Consider the following 20,192-nt stretch of genomic DNA (forward strand, 5'->3'; position numbering starts at 1 on the left):
GCATAACGGGTTCTGAAACGTCACTCTGGCGATGAACAGCAGAAGGCAGATCTTAAGATCTGCCTTTTGTGTTTTTGTCGCTCGCGAAACTGCGCATATCAATTCATTTCATTCTATTTCCTCGTTTATCTTCATACACACTGTTCGGCTGGACTGATCTGTTGATGCTGTCATTAGCTTGTTTTTATCGTATTTAGCCGGGATTACGTACTCTATACCATTAATAATTAACGATAACTATTATCATTTGATTTACTTAGATGCTGCTCTGTGCTCATATGTAAGGAATTCGAACGCACGTTTAACTTTATCAAGGTAAGGGAACTCCTATGAAACTACTTCAATCCAGTTTATTGCTGTGTTTGTCGGCTTCGGCAACCCTGAGTTATGGCCAAGCCTTAGATGGAGAGGCGTTACGCTTACTACAAGCGTCGCTAAAGGATTCGACTTTGGATGCACAAGCGCAGTTAACCAATACTAAACGGGCATTGGCGTTAGATTTAAGCCATCAATATGCGCAGCTCGCGCCTATCTTACAGACTGAAATAAACCAGTATCAGTTGGCAGTAAATGCCGATGACATTCTGTCCCAACATAGGCTCAATGATCATGTGATCACCAAAGCCGATGCATCAATTCGCCGAGTGAAGGGCTTAAGTGCTAAAGCGGATTCTCTGGTGCAAGTGCGTCTGGCGGATGAAACCATGTTAACCCCATGGCAGCAAGGTGAGTCTCCTTTATTTGCCTATGAGCCCGATGGTGACGAGAGTCAGTGGGATTATATTGAAGCCTTTGATATTCATGGGCAAGTGCATCAATTAGACGTGTATAACCTGCCGCAGCAGCCAGTGTTTGTGGTCGGTATCGATAGCAAAAAAGCCTTTGTGGCTGGCTTAGAGGTGATGCGGGCGACATTTGCCGAGGCGCAGTCAGCGAAAAAAGAGGGCGCGCTACTGAGCCGTGCGCAAACACAGGCGGTGGCAGACAAGCCGATTTCAACCACAGTGATCAAACAAATATCCTTGAAGGATGACCATGAGCCGTGGATTTCTGGTCGTGCCGAAATTTACGGTATAGTGACAGGGGTTGCCCCGAGCCGTGAAGAGCCTGTGCTCGATATCGTCGAAATGCCCTATTTAGATTATGCGGATACGACCTATTATCCGAATCAAATCATCATCCATTGGGAGCGTTATCGTTGGGCGGCTGCGGACATGATCTTAATGGAGCATGACGATGGTACTAACTATAAAGTGTTGGCCACTAAGCTGTTGGAAGCGGCGGAGCAGATCTTAAAGTCGATCCCCGATCCTGAAGCTCAGGGTTATGCGCTGATCCCGCAAATCACCAATGGTATTTTAAGTGTGATGCCGGATGCTTGGTTCACCAATGACGATGACTTTGTCGACGTGTATTACACCTTACAGGAAGGGGTTGAATATCCTAACTTGAACGGAGCTAACGGCAATGCGATGACGAGCTTTGCGCCATTAGTCATCCAACCAAGACCATGATGGATTAGTGCGGCTAAATGCAATGGCTGAAATGTAAAAGCGGATCCTAAGATCCGCTTTTTATTGGCTAACTTAAGGTGAGGCTAAGCCATTCCTTTAAGCTTTTAACTTGAAACTGCCTTGCATAATCGCCCAGTGACCTGGGAAGCTGCAGAAGAATTGGTAGGCTTCGGTGGCGCTCATACCGGCAGTGCTAAAGGTGATCGACGTTGATTCGCCACCGCCCACTAAATCTGTGTGTGCGATAACGCGCGTATCACCGGCTTTGACATAGGCTGCATCAGGACCGGCACTCATGCCTTCAGTTGCTACTGCTGACATATCGGCTGCCTTAGTTAATACCCAGTTATGGCCCATGGCTGCTTTTGGCAAGGTGCCTGAGTGGGTTAAGGTTAAGGTCACTTCTTTACAGCTTGCAGGTACAGACAGCTCTTTAGTGTCAAATTGCATTGCATCAGTGGCGGCAATTTTCAGTTCACATTCGTTGGCACTCGCTTGGCTAGCGAATAATAATCCTAGGCCGATTAGGCTAGTGCTGGTCACGTTACGTAAAGCTGTGCTTTTTGCTTTCATCTGGTACTTCCTTATTTGAACAAGGGTAGCCGAGCCGTTTTGACTCGGACATGCACCTGCTAGCATAAGCAATCTTCATTAAATGGGAATGAAATCAGCGTGTAAATTATGTATATGCAACTTTAGGTTGAAAGCTTGCATCGTTATTGGCGGCAAAATTGTTAGCGGTAAACATAGGTGAGTACTTATTTGGAGTGAACTAAGTACTCAGGAACTATTATTTATGTGTTTGATTTATAAATTATAATTTTTTGTTCTAACGCAGGGCGTCTACTTCAGAACGTCTTACGTTTTTAGTACGAAAGCTCCTGTCGATAGGGAATCGCACGTTGTGCGCCTGGGCGAGTGACAGTAATGGCACTGGCTGCATTGGCAAATCCCACGGCTGCAGCAATCGACATGCCCTCGCTTAAGCCCACAACTAAGGCGCCATTGAAGGTATCCCCTGCGGCGACTGTGTCTATGGCCTGCACTTCAAACGCAGGTATTAGCCCATTAAAACCTGGGCTGCTGATAAATGCGCCACGGCTACCTAAGGTAATGACCACAATCTTTACTCCCTGCTGGTGGAGAAGTTGCGCTGCCATGTGTGCATCATCAATATGGTTGATCTCAACTCCCGTTAAGGCTTCTGCTTCGGTTTCATTGGGGGTAATAATATCTACCCACTTGAGTACATCTTGGCCAAGTGCCGTCGCTGGAGCAGGATTTAGTACAGTCGTCACGCCAAGATTCTTGGCTATTTGCAGCGCCTTTGCCACTGTGGCAGCGGGCGTTTCCAATTGTGTTAACAAGTACTCCGCATTAGCAAACAGGGCGTAATGAGCTTCTAAGTCATCGGGTGAAAGGCTGGCGTTGGCACCTGCGGCAACGCCAATCGTATTCTCACCGTTATCACCGATAAAAATCATGGCAGTGCCAGTGCTCAGTCCGGTTATTTGGCGGATCCCTTCTGCACTGATGCCATCTTTCATCCAGCTTTGACGCATATCATCGCCGATACTGTCTTGGCCGAGATGGCAGATAAAATCAGTGCGTGAACCTGATTTGGCTAAGCGCGCGCAGGCGACGGCTTGATTGGCCCCTTTGCCGCCCTGTTCGAGGCGGTAATCTCGGCTCATTAAGGTTTGCCCTGCAGCGGGCAGGTACTCAAATTTCATCACATGGTCGGCATTTGCACTGCCGATAACGAGTATCTGGCTCATAGAAGACTCACTGTCATTTTTATCTGCGATTGAGATAAGTTGCATCATAGACGCGTAAACTGTCTACCAGTAAATCGACAAAGCCTTGCCTATCGATCCCAAACAGCACAGTCGCATTGGCGGCTTTACCTGTTAGCTGATAGCGATCAACCACTGTCATGCCTAAGGTCAACTCACTTTGGGTTTCAATGCTTACCCAGCAATCTTGCGCCTCAAATAGCTCAGGTTTAAGCAACCAAGCGATCGTGCAGGGGTCGTGCAATGGCGCACCAATAAAGCCCCATTTAGGATCTCTGTGGTAAATCATAAAGAAATCCAATAATTCGGCGACGCACTGAGCAATTGGATTTTGAATCGCGCGAATGCGTTCTATGTCTTCATCCATGATTTGCGCCTGATGAGTCACATCGAGCCCACACATAGTGATGGGAATACCGGATTTAAAGACGATATCGGCAGCTTCCGGGTCGACAAAAATATTAAACTCGGCGGCTGGTGTCCAATTGCCGACACCGGCTGCACCGCCCATTAGCACTATGCGTTCGATCTTGGCGTGTAATTCGTGGTGGCTGGCGAGCAAAAGCGCGATATTGGTGAGTGGTCCTGTGGGAATTAAGGTTACTGGCTGATGACTTTGGCGAATTTGCTGCGCCATTAATTCAACTGCGGTAATGGCTTGAGGACTAAAACTTGGATTAGGCAATGCAGGGCCGTCGAGTCCGGTTTCACCATGGACATTGTCGGCAATGATTAATTCGCGAGCTAATGGCTTGACGGCGCCGCCAGCGACAGGAATATCACTGCGATTTAATAAGGTTAAGATCCGCAGGGTATTATTGAGCGTTTTATCCGGCGTTTGGTTACCGGCGCTGGTGGTGACGGCCAGTGGAACCAGCTCTGGATGGGCGAGAGCTAAAATGAGCGCAATAGCGTCGTCATGGCCGGGATCGCAATCCAGAATAATAGGGCGAGTCATACTGTTACTCCTTTAAACAGCGGTGATGGGGGCTTAGAATAGCATGCCATCAGTTAGGCGCTAGCCTGTGTAGGGGACTTGCAGAGTAAACTGTGAGCATTTTCGTCTTTTTATCAACAAGCTGCTAGAATTCTGCCCATTTTTGACATTAGGCGATGTTAGGTAAATCCATTCTCGCTCTGTCCGCTGCACAACATTGAATGACATCTCCAAGCAAATATAAGGAAATAAGTAATGCTCACTCATCGAATCACTTGGCCTAAGGTTTTACTCGTGGGCATGGTTGCCATGCAGATCTCTGGCTGTAGCGATCCTCAACCTATGGCCGTTGTGGAAAGTAATAACGAGTCATTGCTACAGTTTGATAACGGTAAACTCATCCAATTTAAGGAAAATCCGAGTCCACAGTATCGCCATATTCCCTGTGATTTACCCGCAGTCGAGACTGTGGTCACCAACAGTTCGGCCTTTGCGGCGTTAACACAATCTGGTGAGGTGATCACTTGGGGTGGCAGTTATGCTGGCGGTGATAGCAGGGAGGTGACGGAGCAGCTTAAGCAAGTTAAGCAAATCGTCCCAGTTAAGGACGGGTTTGCCGCGCTACGTCAAGATGGCACTGTGGTTTACTGGGGTAATGTAGGGAAATTGAGCCTCGACAAAGCCCTGCAAAACCGCATGACCAATATTACCAAGTTGTTCGCTAATCAAGAGGCCATTGCGGCCCTTGATGCTAATGGCAAGGTACACACTTGGGGTTATGGCCCCTACGGCGGCAATAGCTTACATGTGCAGGATCAATTAGTTGATGTTGTCGATATCTTTGCCAGAGGACGCAGTTTTGTCGCCCTCAAAAAAGAAGGTAGCGCGGTGATTTGGGGGCAGGTTGAAGAGTCGACCAATATGAAAAAGTTACTCCCGCAGCTTACGGATGTGGCGAAGATCGAATATTTTCAACACACCTATGCCGCCTTGAAAAAGGACGGCACTGTGGTGAGTTGGGGTTGGCGCAGTGATGCTTACTCGATCCGCAGCGCCTTAAAGGATGTGGCGAGTATGACGGCAAACAATTGTGCCTTTGCGATTTTAAGTCCTACGGGGGATGCGCATTTTTGGGGCGATGGGATTAACTGTGGTGTCGATTGGATTAAAAAAACCAATATCACAGGGGTAAAAGAGATTATCAGCATTGGCTCAGGCTTTTTATTACTGCGGGATAAGGCCGTGCCGCAAATAGTGGCCGACGATACTGATTACGCTCATATGTTTGGGTTTCACTATGCCCAAGAGATTCTTGATAAATATTGGCAGGAAGGCAGCATCATTACCCAAGGGCCTGCCTCCTTTGTGTTTACGCGTCCCGATGGCAAAGTGGTGCCTGTTGGTTATCGCGCCAACCGTGAAAATGTGGAGAAGTTGATTGCACGTATTCCGCGCCTTACTTGGTTAGATGGCGCAAATGACGGTTATGTTGGCATCAGCGAAAAGGGGGAGCTGGTCTCTTGGTCGATGAATTTGCCAATGTTCGACAAGTCGCCAGTGCAACCTGCTGACTCGTTAGTGATTAAACCGCTGGATTTTACTCCCGTTGCCCAATGCGAAACCCCTGAGCAGCGTCAGGCGATTTTGAGCAAAGACAGACCAAAACCTGCGGCAAAAAACTGGGATGGTGTTTTCTAGCTCATGTGAGTTTTCTCGCTAACTTGAGATTAATGGACTTTCATCCGTATAGACGTCTATAATGCGCGCGCTCAGGTCTGATATGCTCTGAGCCTTGTTGGGCGTTAACAGATTGTACGCCCTTTGAACCTAATTTTGAGTCAACCTTCTGTGGTGCTTACGATGATAGTGTCGTGAGATAATCGGGAAGCCAGTGAAATTCTGGCACTGCCCCCGCAACGGTAAAAGGTGAGAGAAGACCGCGTTTGATTGGTGTGTTCAAGAGTGAACCCGAAAGTCAGAATGTGAAAGGTCAGTCTCGCGTTAATCTAACTTTAATGGATTAACATAGCCTAAGTCCGGAGACCGGCCCTAAAGGTGTTTTTGAGATTTCGGTGGGCAGATCTCAAAATGCGATAATCACCGTCAGTATTTACGACTGAATTAACGGTATCGTGGCGTCAATGCCCCGTTTTCCTTGCAGGAGTTAAAGGTAAAATGGGAACAAATCCAACAAAAATCGCGCTGCTGATTGGCAGCCTTTGCAGTTTTTCAATTATCGCGCCCGTTATGGCGGCTGACGATACCAGCACAGCTAAAGTTGACGAGCATCTTGTCGTGATCGGCCGCTCTGATAAGACCCCCTTAAATATTGCCGCCAATGTGAATGTGATTGATGCAGCCGCGATTGAAATGAGTGGCGCGACTAATTTGACCGACGTCTTACGCGGTCAAAGCGGTATTCAAATTTCGGATAACAATATTGGAACTAGCTTTGCGATGCGTGGTTTTAGCGCCAGCACTGCCGTTAATAACACGCTGATTTTACTTGATGGTCGTCGTCTCAATAATATCGATATCGCCGCACCTAGCCTTAATGCCATTCCGCTTAATCAAGTGGATCGTATTGAAATTTTATCGGGTAGTGCAGGTGTACTTTATGGCGATCAAGCCGTGGGCGGGGTGATTAATATTGTCACTAAGTCCCCTGAAAATACTGGCGGCAGCGTGCAGTTATCCGGCGGCAGTTTTGATACCTATGAAGGTCGTGGTGATGTGTCTGGCGCGATCAACAAAGATTGGCGTTACTTTTTCACCGGTAGTTACAACCAAGGTGACAACTATCGCCAGCATAATGCCAACGAAACCGGCTCTATTCTTGGCCGCATTCAATATAAAACAGCCACAGACTCGTTCTTTGTTGAAACCAGCTACTACGATAACGATCGTGAAAATCCGGGCTCGCTTACTGAAAAGCAATTTAAAGACGATCCCCGTGCTTCATCAAATAAGGTAGAGTATGCCCACGAGATGACCACTGCGGCGCGAACGGGTTACCAGCATCAGCTTAATCAAAACTGGGCGCTGGCGGCGGATTTAGATTACAGCGATACCTTAGTGTCTTCTCTTAATTGGGGGGCGAACAGCCATAACACACGCTCACTGTTAATGTTTAGCCCTAAAGCGTTAGCGAATTACAGTACGCGTCAAGGCGAGCTAAACCTAGTCACAGGTTTAGACATCAGCCGTGGCAAGGCTGATTTTGACACTATGGCGCGCAGTAATGTGCAGCAAATGCAAAGCGCCTATCTACAAGCTACAGTGCCTTTAAGCCATACTTTAAGTTACGTTGTGGGTGGTCGTTATTCGCGTGTGACCGACGAGTTAGTCGATGGCAATGTCTATCCTAATGGCATGGATTTAGATGAAAATGCCCATGCATTCGAACTGGGTTTAAATTACCGACCAACTGCGGAGCACAGACTCTATGTGCGCGCTGATGATAACTTCCGTTTTGCTAAAGTGGATGAGCAAGCTTATACATCGCCGGGCGTATTTGGCTTAAAGCCGCAAACAGGCCGTTCCTATGAGGCGGGTTGGGATTGGGCTGTCGCTAGTCAAACCCTACGAGTCAGCCTATATCGTCTCGATTTAGAGGATGAAATTGTTTATGACTCGAGTGCAGTTAAACCCATAGGTGGAAATTTCAACGGTGCAAACGTCAATGCCGACGCTTCTCGTCGTTATGGCGCGGGTGCCGATTGGGATTGGCAGATCACTAAAGCGCTGCAGTTAGGGCTGGAATATAACTATACCGACGCCGAATTTACCGATGGTGCTAACGATGGCAAAGAGCTGTCTTGGGTGGCAAAACACACGGGACGCGGTTATGTCAGCATGGATTTTGCTGAGCATTTCCAAGTATTTGCCGAAGCTATCTACACGGGTGATCGTTTTATCGAAGGCGATAACGCTAATCAAGGTGATAAGCTAGCAAGTTACGTGCTTGGTAATTTAGCCTTGAATTATAATCGTGATGCTTGGCTTGCCAGTCTGCGTATCGATAATGTATTCGATAAAGATTATGTTAGCGCAGGCTATTATGGTGGTGGAACATATAATGGTTATTACTCAGGTCGAGGCCGTGATATTCGTTTCACTGTGGGCTACCGCTTCTAAATATTAATGAGCTATCTAATAACAAAGCCAGACTCAGTCTGGCTTTTTAGTTTTTACGCTGAGTTCAAAGAATAAATCTTAAAATAGGTATAGTCTTGAATATCGTTTTAGTAGAGTGGTTTAATTGTCGTTATCTATAGTGTTAGCGGGCAGTCATCACTAAATAGGAGTAATTTATATTTTACTCTGCTGTTTATGGCTGAAATTCTTAGTATTTTAGGTATGATGTGAGCTGTAACCGAATCATCTTATTGTTAATAAACAGGTGTAAAGTGTCTTATGACTGATCTTGAGCAACAGGTTTTTACTCAAGTTAGAGCTATCATAGCGAACGAAGAGCAAGTGATTGGCCGCCGAGGGATTCTAATTCCACTCAAAAAAGCGATCCTTGCTGAAGGCGACATTCGTAATGTGATTGACATTATCTCGAGCGATCCCGCATTGGCAGCGCACATGCTTATGCGCAGTAATTCCGCACAGGCTGCTGTAGTGGAAAATCACAAAACTCGTTCGTTGAAAGAAGCTTTGATCCGCTTAGGTCAAGTTAATATCTATCGCTACGCCTTTACGTTCTATTTAAAAGAACGCCTCGATGAACTGCCACAGCCCTATAAAAAGTTGGTCCAAGGTTATTGGAAGCTGACTGAAGATATTGCAACGGATGCGGTAGATAGCTTAGCGGATATGGAAGGTGTGGAGGTTGATGCTGACGAAGTACAAACCTTAGCTCTGTTCAGTGTGTTCGGCCAAATTATCGCACTGACCGCATTTGCCTATTTAAATGCTAATGCCGAACAGTCATTTCCTTTAAGTGTGATTAAGTCATTGATTGATAATCAACAACAGACCTTAACCATCGAAGCGTTCGAGGCGTTAGATCTCGATCAGGATCTGCGTCAAGAGTTTATGATCGCCCATAATTTGCGTCAGACCCGTAATCCTAATTCATCAGGGTTGATACTGCGCCGTGTCTTGTCTATGCGTGGATTGTTGATGAATCCGCTGTAATTTGTCGATGCTATGAAATAGTCATTTGACTCAATAAACAAGCCTGCATTCGCAGGCTTTTTACTCTATGTCACCCGCATTAATTCGTCTTCTGCTGGCGGGATAAACCTTCCCTTGCCACTAGTTGTAACCAATTTTGGATCAATGCAGAGTTAGCACTGTGGCGGCGATAGGCACCAAATAGCGGTCGTTTTAGACCTTCTTGGCCGAGTTTCACCGTAGCGAGACTCAGTCCATGTCCTTCATTAATCGACCAACTTGGCAGTGCGGCTATGCCGTCTTTACAGGCGATGCGTTGCAATAACATCATTGTTAAATCACAGGTTTTTTGCTCGCCCGCCTCTATGCCCGCAGGCTCTAAAAAGTGGCGATAAATGTCTAAACGCGTCAACGGCACTGGATAACTGATAATAGGCAAGTGTGCTAATTGCTTAGGGGTGACATAGGCTTCTTTCGCTAAAGGATGATCCTTAGCAACCACTAACTTCACTTCAAAATCAAACAAATGCTGGTAGGCGAGTGAATGCCCAGGCACAGGATCTGAGGTTAATACAATATCCAGTTCACCCATTTCTAAGGCATTGAGCGAGTCGAACAGATGACGGCTCGACAAGTCTAACTCGGCTGCCGGATGATCTTGCCTAAATTGCTCCATTACAGGCATTAACCAGCGAAAACAGCTATGGCACTCAATGCCGACACGCAACTGATTGGTTTCGGTTTCCAGCCCATTCTTCAAATCTGTCTCGGTTTCTAACACCTTAGGCAAAATTTCTTCGGCCAGATGCAGCAGGCGTGCACCTTCTTGGGTGAATGACAGTGGCTTACTCTTACGCACAAAAATGGGCGAGTTAATCCTTTGCTCCAGCTCCTTAATCTGGTGGGAGAGGGCGGATTGAGTGACAAAACGTTTTTTGGCTGCGCCCGCCAAACTGCCGCTTTCTTTCAGGGCCATTAAGGTTCGCAGGTGTCTTAGTTCGATCATGTTCACTCCAAGTGAATTTCGCTCATGTTGTGCTTGAAATCAATTCGGTTGCTGGAATAGAGACTAACACAATAAACTTCTAGACGTCCAGACGCCCATTGTTATTTATCAGGCTGAAGTGCTGAAAAGTGCCAAGAGAAAATAATCTGGTGGGTGTAAGTGCCGAATATGGCTTATCTCAAATAAAGGAAGATAGAGTATGCAATTAAATAGTCTTGGGTTTCCCCGTATTGGGCGTCGTCGTGAATTGAAATTTGCCTTAGAAAAATACTGGCGTGGTGAGAGCACTCAGGCACAATTACGTGAAGTGGCGAGTGAACTTCGCCGCACCCATTGGCAGTGGCAAGCTGCTGCTGGCATTGAGCAAGTTCCCGTAGGTGATTTTGCCTTTTATGATCAAGTGCTGACCTTAAGCGCGACTTTAAATGCCATTCCTGATCGTCATCGTGGTGAAGGGGCAATCGATCTCGATACTTTATTCCGTGTTGCCCGCGGCAGAGCGCCAACGGGCCAAGATGCGCCAGCCTCTGAAATGACCAAGTATTTCAATACTAACTATCACTATCTGGTACCTGAGCTCAGCCAAAACCAAGAGTTTTCGATTGCCTATGAGCAGTTCTTTGATGAAGTTAGCGAAGCGCAGTCCTTAGGTTATAAAGCAAAACCTGTGCTACTCGGCCCTGTTAGCTACTTGTTCCTTGCTAAAACCGTGGGCCAAGAGTTTGATAAGTTAAGCTTATTACCCAATTTATTAGCTGCTTATGCTGACATTTTGGTGCGTTTTGCTGCTCTGGGAGTGCAATGGGTACAGCTCGATGAGCCCATTCTCGCATTGGAATTGGATGGCGAATGGCAAGCGGCGATGACTGAGGCGTATCAAGCCCTCAGCACTGCGAAGGTGAAGATCCTTCTTACCAGTTATTACGGCGGTATCGCACACCATCAAGCGCTGGTATCGGCCTTGCCGGTCGCGGGGTTGCATGTCGATTTAGTCACAGCGCCGGATCAATTGGCAGTCTTTGCCCATGCGCTTGGTCGAGATCAAATTTTGTCGGTGGGTGTGGTCAATGGTCGCAACGTGTGGGCGGCAGAGGCGGATTTGATTGCCGAACGCATAGGCGCGGTTGCCCGTGATCTCGGAGATCGCTTGTGGATCGGTACTTCTTGCTCACTCCTGCACAGCCCTGTGGATTTAGATGTGGAAGCCACGCTTGAGCCCGCGCTGCGTCAACAACTCGCGTTTGCGAAGCAAAAATTACTTGAACTGGCCAATGTGCGCCAATTGCTACTGGCACCTGAATCTATCGCGGCAAAAGAGATTGTGCAAACCAGTTTGGCGCGCCGCGAGGCGAAAGCGCAGGCTGCCGACAGTCAAGTGATTGCCCGCGTTGCCGCGTTGACATCTGCCGATTATGAGCGCGTCAGTGATTTCACCGTACGCCAAGCAGTGCAGCAGCAGAAATACCGTTTACCTCTGTTGCCGACCACCACCATTGGCTCCTTCCCACAAACACCTGCAATCCGTGGACTACGCAGTCGTTGGCGCAAGGGCGATCTGAGTGATGCACAATATACAGAGCAATTACAACAAGTCACCCGCGATACTATCGACCGCCAGCTTAAACTCGGTATCGATGTGCTGGTTCATGGTGAGGCCGAGCGCAACGATATGGTGGAATACTTTGGTGAGCAGCTTGCGGGCGTTGGCTTTACCAAAAATGGTTGGGTGCAAAGCTATGGTTCACGCTGTGTTAAGCCGCCGTTGATCTATGGTGATGTTAGTCGTCCAAAGGCGATGACGGTTGATTGGGCCGAGTTTGCCCAAAGTCTCACCGACAAGCCTGTAAAAGGCATGCTGACTGGCCCTGTGACGATTCTGCATTGGTCATTCGCCCGTGAAGATATCGGCCGCGATGTGATTGCGACTCAGCTGGCGCTGGCGATTCGTGATGAAGTGGTGGATTTACAAAATGCCGGCATTGGCATTATACAAATCGATGAGCCCGCCTTCCGTGAAGGTCTGCCATTGAAACAAAGTGAGTGGCAAGCCTATTTAGATTGGGCGGTGAATGCCTTTAAACTCAGCGCTGCTGGGGTGATTGATGAGACTCAAATCCACACCCACATGTGTTACAGCGAGTTTAACGACACTATTGCCGCGATTGCCGCCATGGATGCCGATGTGATTACTATCGAGACTTCGCGTTCACGGATGGAGTTACTCAACGCCTTTGAAGATTTTGAATATCCCAATGAAATCGGCCCAGGTGTGTATGACATTCACTCGCCAAACACCCCAAGTGTGGAGGCCATGGTGCACTTAATCGAGAAAGCGGCGCAAAAAGTGCCCGTACGTCAGCTGTGGGTCAATCCAGATTGTGGCCTAAAAACCCGTACTTGGGATGAAGTCGAACCCGCACTGAAAAACATGGTCGATGCCACGCGAGAACTACGTCGCCGCCTTGGTTAATATTATGCTTGAGTGAAATATTTTTTTACTGAGCTTATTGAGTTTGTTGAATTAGTAACAGCGGATGCTTATGCATCCGTTGTCTTTTATTTATTGCCGACTGACTTAAGCATCTCGCGGTAAGCCTTTTTCGATAATGCGCACCATACGTTCGGTTTTGCGGCGGGCTTTTTGTTGTTCAGTTGCAGCGCTTTCAGCAAGGCGCGATTGCTGGGCATTAAGCGCCCATTCAATATGCTCACGCACTATCTCATCGATATCTTCGCTGTGATTGCGGGCGTTAAGTGCGGCAACAATGCTTGGGCTTGCGGGAGCGTTACCCAGTGCTACTGCAATATTACGTAGCCAACGTTTATGTCCAATGCGACGAATGGCGCTGCCTTCAGTTTGTTTAAGAAACTCGGCCTCGCTCCAAGCAAAAAGGCTGAGAAGGTCAGGTTGCTTTAACTGCGGACGAATATGAAAGTCAGTTTCTTCAGTCAGCGGCGCTTGGCGATTGATGGGACACGCGAGTTGGCAATCATCGCAGCCATAGATGCGATTGCCCATGAGTGGCCTAAATTCTTCAGGAATAGCGCCCTGCAGTTCAATGGTGAGATAGGAAATACAGCGTCTGCCATCGACTACATAAGGTTCTACGATTGCACCCGTTGGGCAGGAGGTAATGCAGGCGACACAAGTGTTACAGCCTTCTTGAATGGGAATATCCACTGGTAGCGGCAAATTGATCAGTAGCTCACCTAAAAAGAACCAACTGCCAGCTTCATGGTTGAGTATGAGTGAGTGTTTACCTGTCCAGCCTATACCGGCTTTTTCGGCTAAGGGGCGCTCAAGTACTGGTGCTGAGTCAACAAAGGGGCGAAAGTCAGCGGCATCGAAACCGAGAGAAACTAGCTCTGCACTGATTTGATCTCCCAGCTTTTTAAGTCGAGCGCGGATCAACTTGTGGTAGTCGCGACCTCCTGCATAACGGGAAATATAACCTAAGTTGGGATCGGTGAGATTCGTTGCAAAGCCAGCTTCGGGTGGTAAATAGTCCATCCGTACGGAGATCACCCGCACTGTGCCCGGATGCAGTTCTTGCGGGCGAGCGCGCATCATGCCATGGGTAGCCATATAGGCCATTTCGCCATGAAAACCTTTGTCTAGCCATGCTTGGAGTTTGGCTTCTTCAGCGGTTAAATCCGTATCGCAAATGCCAACCTGCGCAAATCCGAGTGCTTTTCCCCACGTTTTAATTTGAAGAGCGAGCCGCGACAGCATGCTGGCATAGGATTGGCTTGGGGTTTGATTGGCTAAAGTTGACATGAATTGATTGCAGCGAGGCTCTTGGCTAGGTGGCAATATGATAGCAGTTTTCACTTATTGAGGACGAGTTTACTCAGAAGGGGGCGTGAGGCGATATTTTCTTTGGGGTATTTGTTTATTTGCAGTTGGGATTGAGTCTATGATTAGGTCTAATGTTTATCGTTTGGTATTCGTATGCTGAGTGCGTTTCCCCTTAGGGCGTGTTTTCTTGCGATGAGCTTATTAGGCCTGATGCCTAATCTTGTTTTTGCGGCGCCTGACAAGTTGAAATTGGTGACCGAAGCTTGGCCTCCCATGAGTTACGAGCAAAATGGTGTGCCGCAAGGTTTTGCGGTGGACTTAGTCAATACCTTGCAATCAAGACTGGGTCAGAGTGAAAAAATCGATGTGTTACCTTGGGCTCGGGCGTATTCAATTGCCAATACCTCTGCGAACGTTTTACTTTTTGCTACGTCAATTAATGATGAGCGAGCTGAGCAGTTCGATTTTATCGGTCCTATTGCGACCAGCAAAATTGCATTGTACGCAAGGGCGGCAGATCCCATCGCTCTCGATCAACTTGCTGAACTTCAATCGACAGATATTGTGGGGGTTTATCGGGAATCGGCGGGTGCGCAGTTGCTACAACAAGCGGGCGTGGATAATTTGCTGGTGGCGAGTTTTCCGCAGCAATCGGCGAAACAGTTGCTGTTTTCTCGAATTCGTTTTTGGTGCCAAGCGGATCTTGCGGTAAAGCAGATACTCGAAGAGGTTGGCGCGAGTGAGACAGATATCCGCCAAGTGTTTGTGGTATCGGAGATTAATCTCTATTTAGCTTTTTCTAAAGGGACGTCGGCGGAAACCGTTATCAGTTGGCAAACAGAGCTTGAGAAAATGAAAGACTCAGGTGAATTTAGTCGTCTGTATCAGACATGGTTTGGCACTTTGCCACCGCCATTACAACATCAAGTGTTTTGGCATAAGGCCGTTTAATTCTCTCTTAAAGCCTCATTCTTGGCTGATTTCAAACAATTTCTGCCCGCATTTTTAGCCTCATAAAGAGCATTGTCGGCCCGCTTTAGCAGGGTGGCAAAATCTTTATCTTGATATGCATCTTCCGTATTATTTTGTGGTTCTAAAGTGGCGACACCAGCACTAACGGTTAATTTGAGTTCTGCTGGTAAATTCTGTGCGCTAAGGCGGCTAATATGGTTCTGCAATTGATGCGCCAGCGCTAACGCACCTGTGGCATCAGTGTTAGGCAATAGGATTAAAAACTCTTCACCACCGATGCGGCCAACGAGATCTTTATTACCCGATAAGGCTCGGCCTGCATTTGCAATGGTCATAAGGGCGCGATCGCCTAATTCATGGCCGAAGTTATCGTTGATTTTTTTGAAGTGATCCGCATCAAAAATAATCACTGAAAAAGGGCTTTGATGTTTTAAGGCTTGCTGAAAATATTTCGCGGCTTGGGCATAAATATGCCGACGATTAGGGAGTTTGGTAAGGTAATCTGTGAGGGCAATAACTTGCAGTTGGCGATTTCTATGTACTTGTTTATAAGCGAATATAGACACTATCGTCAGGATAAAGCCCGCTAGTAATAGGATAATGTGTTGCAGTGATTTGTTCTTTTCGAGTAGCGCGAGCTCTTGTTCTTTAAGGTTTTGGTTTTCAATCAAGCGTTGATTTTCAGATTCAATCCGACTGGTATCAAACTTGACCTTTAATTCTGTCGTATGATGGGAGAGAGAATTGCCATCGACTTTTTTTGTTAGGGTAACAAATTCTTGCAGCGCTCCGTAGGCGGCAGATAAATCATTCATAGCCACATATATGTTACTTTTAAGCTGCAGCAGTTGAGTGAGTCCCCGATTATTCTGCAGAGTGCGAAAGGCTTTTTCCCCTTGCTCAAGTTCGGTAAGCGCCTCTTTATAGCGAGCTTGTTGAAACTTTATATCGGCCATAAAAAGCTTCATGAAGCTGTAATCGGTCAGATCTTTTTCATTAATAACAGTATCGGCTTCGATTAAATACTTTTCGGCTTCGTTTAGACGATTGAGTTTGATTAAGCTGTAGGCAATATTCGTTGCCATAGTTGCTGCCACTTTTTCCTGCTGATGTTCCTTGAAGTATTGATAACTTACTAAGAAATTATCTACGGCCTGTTGATGTTCACCGAGTTCATCTAAGGCAAGGCCAATGTCCGAGTTGACATACATTGCCTGTTCTTGGTTATTGTTTTTTAGATAGAGAGCTTTGAGTTTGGTGTAATAGCGGATTGCACTTTGGGGATCGCCATAACGTCTAAAACTGGTAGCAACATCGGCAAGGTTAATGTTAGCCCAACCGCTTAAATTGAGTGATTCATAGAGATCTTGCGCTGTGACGAGATCGTCTAATGCCGCAGAAAAATCGCCAATATAAGAGTAAAGTGCGCCGCGAATGCTGCGCGAGTCGGCTATTAGCTTAAGGTCTTCATGCTCATAGGCACGTTTAACACTGAGATTATAGCCTTCCATCGCGCCATCCATATCACCACTTAATTGCAGAAACCAAGAGTGGCAGAGCGTGAGGTCGGTAATGAAATGGGGGGAGGCGGTTGGCGGAATATTGCTCAGTGCTTGGTTAGTATTTTTAAGTGCCAGTGCAATAGCTGTGTCGTTTTCTGTATTCTGATCCCAGCATTTGAGCAGTTGTAGCTTTTCATGACGGGTGACATCGTCAGTCGAAATTAGTTTGCTTAATAACGCTAGATTGCTTTCGATTTCTTCACGGGTCATAGGGACGCCGCTTTCAAATCTTGCAAATATTTTATCAACCTGAGTCTTTTCTTCTGCCATAGCGTTGCTGAGCGGCAGTAGAAGCAGCAATAAGGAGAATGATAAATACCTAAGTTGATGTAGCAAAAAAGATTCCTGTTCGAATTAAAATCAATAGCTAATTATTAGCTTAGCATAACTTGTTTGTTCATTTTTAATATAGATGTATAGCAATTTTGCATTCGGTTAATGATCAAGGTATAAACTCCGCCTTGGTTATTATCCCACAAAGGAATCACCCTTGAAGAAATTACTCTGTGCTGCATTATTCATGATGAGTGGCACTAGTTGGGCAGGCTCAGATTTAGAAACCTCTGGCGATGTATTGCATTTATTATTACCCGCTACTGCGATGGGTGCGACCTTGTTTTATGAAGAGGGTTATGATGGTAGTTGGCAGTTAATTCAGGCAGCGGTGTCGAGTCGGTTAATTGTTGAAGGTCTTAAGTATAGTGTGAGTAAAGACAGGCCAGACGATAGTGGCGATGATTCGTTTCCATCGGGTCATACCTCAGACAGCTTTATGGCGGCGACGTTTATTCAGCAGCGCTATGGTTGGCAATATGGTTTACCTGCCTATGTTGCCGCATCTTATGTGGGCTACACCCGAGTGGCGAGCGACCAACATTACCTCGAGGATGTGTTAGCTGGCGCGGCGATTGGCGCGCTAGCGGGTTGGTATTTTACTCAGCCCTATGAAGGTATTACTGTCACGCCGATAGCGGGTAACGGCGTTTATGGTTTATATGTGAGTGGTCAGTTTTAAGTCTATTTTTTGAATGAATGTTAATCGAGATTTTTTATGAGCGAATTATCAGCTGTTTACCGTGAAACTGCCGAGCAGATTTCTTACAATGTTGCGAATAAAGTGTTACCAATGGCTAAATTACCGGGTGACTTATTAGCAGCGTACCAAGGTTTGTGTGCCGAACTGTTGGAAGACAGGGAAGGTAAATTTAGCCAAGCTTGGGCATCTTTACCTGCCAGTGCACGTAATCTAATGGAACAAGCCGCATTCCACGGTTTCTATATTGCTAATGCTTGGTTGCAATTGAGTCGTGTCGCCCAAGAAATTTCTGAGCAAGCCGATACTGATAGTGCAATCCAAGAGCAAGAATATAACGGTATTTTTACGCGCTTAGCCGATGAATCGCTCAAAGAAAGCCTACGTAAGTTGAAGAAAGCGCGTACCGATCGCGCTTTGCTCAATAGCTTTAAACAGGTGATGGCACCTTAGTGTTCTATTGAAATGAAAAACTGTGCCTGAAATGAAAAAGCCCGTTACTGCAAAGTAACGGGCTTTTTGCTGGCTAGCACAAACGCTCAACTAAGCTGCTCTACTGCAACTTGAGTCGCGGCAACGCTATGCTTAGAACGAAGTGCGTTTGTAGCGGCGATATTCTGGACTCCAGAAATTGCCTTCAATCGACTGCTGTAAGATCTCATCGCTCATTGGCAGCGTTAACCCTTGTTCAACTGCGACTTTACCTACGGCGAAAGCAATATGCTTACTCACAGCATGGATATCTTCGAGTTTAGGCAGTAGTGGACCTGTACCATCGATTGCCAGTGGCGAACATTCGGCAAGTGCGCGACTTGAAGCCATCAACATGGCATCGGATACATGACGTGCGCCTGAAGCTAATACGCCTAAGCCAATACCTGGGAAGATAAAGCTGTTGTTGCACTGGGCTATTTCATAGGTTTCACCATCGACAACCACAGGCTCGAATGGGCTGCCCGTAGCGACGAGTGCTTGACCTGAGGTCCAATGCAAAATGTCCTTCGGTGTCGCTTCTACGCGGCTGGTGGGGTTCGACATAGGGAAAATAATCGGGCGAGCACAATGGCTGTGCATAGCACGGATGATTTCTTCGGTGAAGAGACCCGGAACGCCAGATACCCCAATCAACACTGTCGGCTTGGCGTTGTTAACCACATCGAGCAGTGAAATATTGTCGCTGAAATTGCTCCAATTTTGGATGTTGGTGCATTTCTGCGCCAATTTTTGCTGGAATGGCAACAAGTTAGGCATGTTGTCTAGCAATAAGCCCCAACGGTCAACCATACACACTTGGGTACGAGCTTGCTCGTCGCTGATCCCTTCAGACACCATTTGTGCCACGATAGCTTCGGCAATACCGCAACCGGCACTACCAGCACCGAGGAAGGCGATACGTTGTTGATTCAATTCAGTGCCCGCAGCCTTACACGCGGCGAGCAAGCAACCAACGGCAACCGCAGCAGTACCTTGAATATCATCGTTAAAGCAGCAATAGCGATCCTTATAACGCTCTAGGATCGGCATGGCATTCTTTTGGGCAAAGTCTTCGAACTGAATTAAAGTGTCTGGCCAACGCACATGTACAGCTTGCATAAAGGCTTCGATAAACTCGGCATATTCTTCGCCACCGATGCGTGGATGGCGCCAACCCATATACATAGGATCTTCTAACAACTGCGGATTATCTGTGCCTACATCTAAGGTAATAGGCAGGGTATAAGCCGGACTGATACCGCCACAGCTAGTGTAGAGTGACAGCTTACCGATAGGGATCCCCATGCCGCCAATACCTTGATCGCCAAGGCCTAAAATACGTTCACCATCAGTGACTACGATAATTTTAACTTTTTGACGAGTCGAGTTATTGAGGATGTCATCGATCCTATCTTTGTTTGGATAGGAGATAAACAAACCACGGTTGCGGCGATAGTTTTTCGAGAAACGTTCACAAGCTAAACCTACCGTCGGCGTATAGATGATGGGCATCATCTCGCTGATGTTATTTTGCACTAAACGATAAAATAAGGTCTCGTTTGTGTCTTGGATATTACGTAGGTAAATATGCTTGTCTAAGTCGTTATTGAAACTTCTAAATTGATCGTAGGCGCGAGAAGCCTGCTCCTCAATCGTTTCAATGGCATAGGGGACTAAGCCTTCGAGGTTAAAGAAAATACGCTCTTCTTCAGAAAATGCACTGCCCTTGTTAATCAGTGGGGCTTCAAGAATGGCAGGTCCTGCAAACGGAAGATAGAGGGGGCGTTTATTATCGTCCATGGGTAACCTTTTGAGTTATTGTTTAAGTGGTCAATACGTGCTGTAAGTCACGTAAGGTTATCATGAAATGTGATCTTTGTTGTCCGTGGAACGAGGTATTTGTGGTTTTTTTTGCAGCAGTAAAAAAGTCAGCTGTTTTAAACAGGATTTCTGAGGTTGTTGAGATGGAATTGTT

Annotated in this window: 15 protein-coding genes and 1 riboswitch; of the genes, 8 read left to right on the forward strand and 7 right to left on the reverse strand. The window is 46.8% G+C overall.

Translation table 11 applies throughout. The features are described 5' to 3' along the window. Positions 1-329 precede the first annotated feature (329 nt). Positions 330-1,514, forward strand: coding sequence for a DUF3103 domain-containing protein (locus tag L5L77_RS10995; protein WP_263222714.1), 1,185 nt, complete (start codon positions 330-332; stop codon positions 1,512-1,514). Between the two features lie 96 nt (positions 1,515-1,610). Here L5L77_RS10995 and azu read toward each other — a convergent pair whose 3' ends face one another. The 3 genes from azu to rihA all read right to left on the reverse strand — a co-directional run bounded on the left by azu (position 1,611) and on the right by rihA (position 4,268). Further along, entirely contained in the window at positions 1,611-2,087 is a 477-nt protein-coding gene (gene azu, locus L5L77_RS11000; RefSeq protein ID WP_028759449.1) for an azurin, read from the reverse strand. A gap of 293 nt (positions 2,088-2,380) precedes the next feature. Then, positions 2,381-3,292, reverse strand: a complete 912-nt coding sequence (gene rbsK / locus L5L77_RS11005) for a ribokinase (RefSeq protein WP_106651895.1) — start codon at positions 3,290-3,292, stop codon at positions 2,381-2,383. A gap of 19 nt (positions 3,293-3,311) precedes the next feature. Further along, a complete protein-coding gene (gene rihA / locus L5L77_RS11010; protein WP_263177109.1) occupies positions 3,312-4,268 on the reverse strand; it encodes a pyrimidine-specific ribonucleoside hydrolase RihA in 957 nt (318 codons plus the stop codon). Positions 4,269-4,502: 234 nt separating this feature from the next. On the opposite strand from rihA, the gene L5L77_RS11015 reads away from it, so the two are divergent. From L5L77_RS11015 to L5L77_RS11025, 3 genes are all read left to right on the forward strand, one after another. After that, positions 4,503-5,945 (forward strand): hypothetical protein, encoded by a 1,443-nt coding sequence (locus tag L5L77_RS11015; protein ID WP_263139614.1) that lies wholly within the window; start codon positions 4,503-4,505, stop codon positions 5,943-5,945. Between the two features lie 134 nt (positions 5,946-6,079). Beyond that, positions 6,080-6,314: riboswitch (cobalamin riboswitch) on the forward strand. Between the two features lie 108 nt (positions 6,315-6,422). Then, complete coding sequence (locus tag L5L77_RS11020; RefSeq protein WP_263139612.1) at positions 6,423-8,384, forward strand: TonB-dependent receptor; 1,962 nt, start codon at positions 6,423-6,425, stop codon at positions 8,382-8,384. Between the two features lie 279 nt (positions 8,385-8,663). Beyond that, positions 8,664-9,392 carry an HDOD domain-containing protein gene (locus L5L77_RS11025; protein ID WP_105250172.1) on the forward strand — a complete coding sequence of 243 codons (729 nt, stop codon included), beginning with the start codon at positions 8,664-8,666 and terminating at the stop codon, positions 9,390-9,392. Between the two features lie 79 nt (positions 9,393-9,471). Here the strand turns inward: L5L77_RS11025 and L5L77_RS11030 are convergent, their stop codons facing one another. Then, positions 9,472-10,377: a LysR family transcriptional regulator gene (locus L5L77_RS11030; RefSeq protein WP_105250171.1), complete on the reverse strand. Its 906-nt coding sequence runs from the start codon at positions 10,375-10,377 to the stop codon at positions 9,472-9,474. Between the two features lie 199 nt (positions 10,378-10,576). Between L5L77_RS11030 and metE the strand changes: the two genes are divergently transcribed. Then, positions 10,577-12,847 carry a 5-methyltetrahydropteroyltriglutamate--homocysteine S-methyltransferase gene (gene metE, locus L5L77_RS11035; RefSeq protein ID WP_263181945.1) on the forward strand — a complete coding sequence of 757 codons (2,271 nt, stop codon included), beginning with the start codon at positions 10,577-10,579 and terminating at the stop codon, positions 12,845-12,847. Positions 12,848-12,952: 105 nt separating this feature from the next. Here metE and queG read toward each other — a convergent pair whose 3' ends face one another. Continuing rightward, positions 12,953-14,155, reverse strand: coding sequence for a tRNA epoxyqueuosine(34) reductase QueG (gene queG, locus L5L77_RS11040; RefSeq protein WP_263181946.1), 1,203 nt, complete (start codon positions 14,153-14,155; stop codon positions 12,953-12,955). 174 nt (positions 14,156-14,329) lie between these two features. Here queG and L5L77_RS11045 point away from each other — a divergent pair, with 174 nt between their 5' ends. Then, positions 14,330-15,127 (forward strand): substrate-binding periplasmic protein, encoded by a 798-nt coding sequence (locus L5L77_RS11045; RefSeq protein ID WP_263181947.1) that lies wholly within the window; start codon positions 14,330-14,332, stop codon positions 15,125-15,127. Here L5L77_RS11045 and L5L77_RS11050 read toward each other — a convergent pair. Further along, positions 15,124-16,980 carry a diguanylate cyclase gene (locus tag L5L77_RS11050; protein WP_372832218.1) on the reverse strand — a complete coding sequence of 619 codons (1,857 nt, stop codon included), beginning with the start codon at positions 16,978-16,980 and terminating at the stop codon, positions 15,124-15,126. The two genes, L5L77_RS11045 and L5L77_RS11050, sit on opposite strands and share 4 nt — an antisense overlap. Positions 16,981-17,200: 220 nt before the next feature. On the opposite strand from L5L77_RS11050, the gene L5L77_RS11055 reads away from it, so the two are divergent. Both L5L77_RS11055 and L5L77_RS11060 read left to right on the forward strand, forming a co-directional pair. Beyond that, positions 17,201-17,725 carry a phosphatase PAP2 family protein gene (locus L5L77_RS11055; protein WP_105250166.1) on the forward strand — a complete coding sequence of 175 codons (525 nt, stop codon included), beginning with the start codon at positions 17,201-17,203 and terminating at the stop codon, positions 17,723-17,725. A gap of 36 nt (positions 17,726-17,761) precedes the next feature. Beyond that, positions 17,762-18,196 (forward strand): DUF3069 domain-containing protein, encoded by a 435-nt coding sequence (locus L5L77_RS11060; RefSeq protein ID WP_105250165.1) that lies wholly within the window; start codon positions 17,762-17,764, stop codon positions 18,194-18,196. A gap of 132 nt (positions 18,197-18,328) precedes the next feature. On the opposite strand, the gene L5L77_RS11065 is transcribed toward L5L77_RS11060, so the two are convergent. Then, complete coding sequence (locus L5L77_RS11065; RefSeq protein ID WP_105250164.1) at positions 18,329-20,017, reverse strand: NAD-dependent malic enzyme; 1,689 nt, start codon at positions 20,015-20,017, stop codon at positions 18,329-18,331. Positions 20,018-20,192 lie beyond the last annotated feature (175 nt).

Origin of the sequence: Shewanella sp. SM29 (assembly GCF_025654245.1) — a bacterium.
GTDB classification, from domain to species: domain Bacteria; phylum Pseudomonadota; class Gammaproteobacteria; order Enterobacterales; family Shewanellaceae; genus Shewanella; species Shewanella oncorhynchi.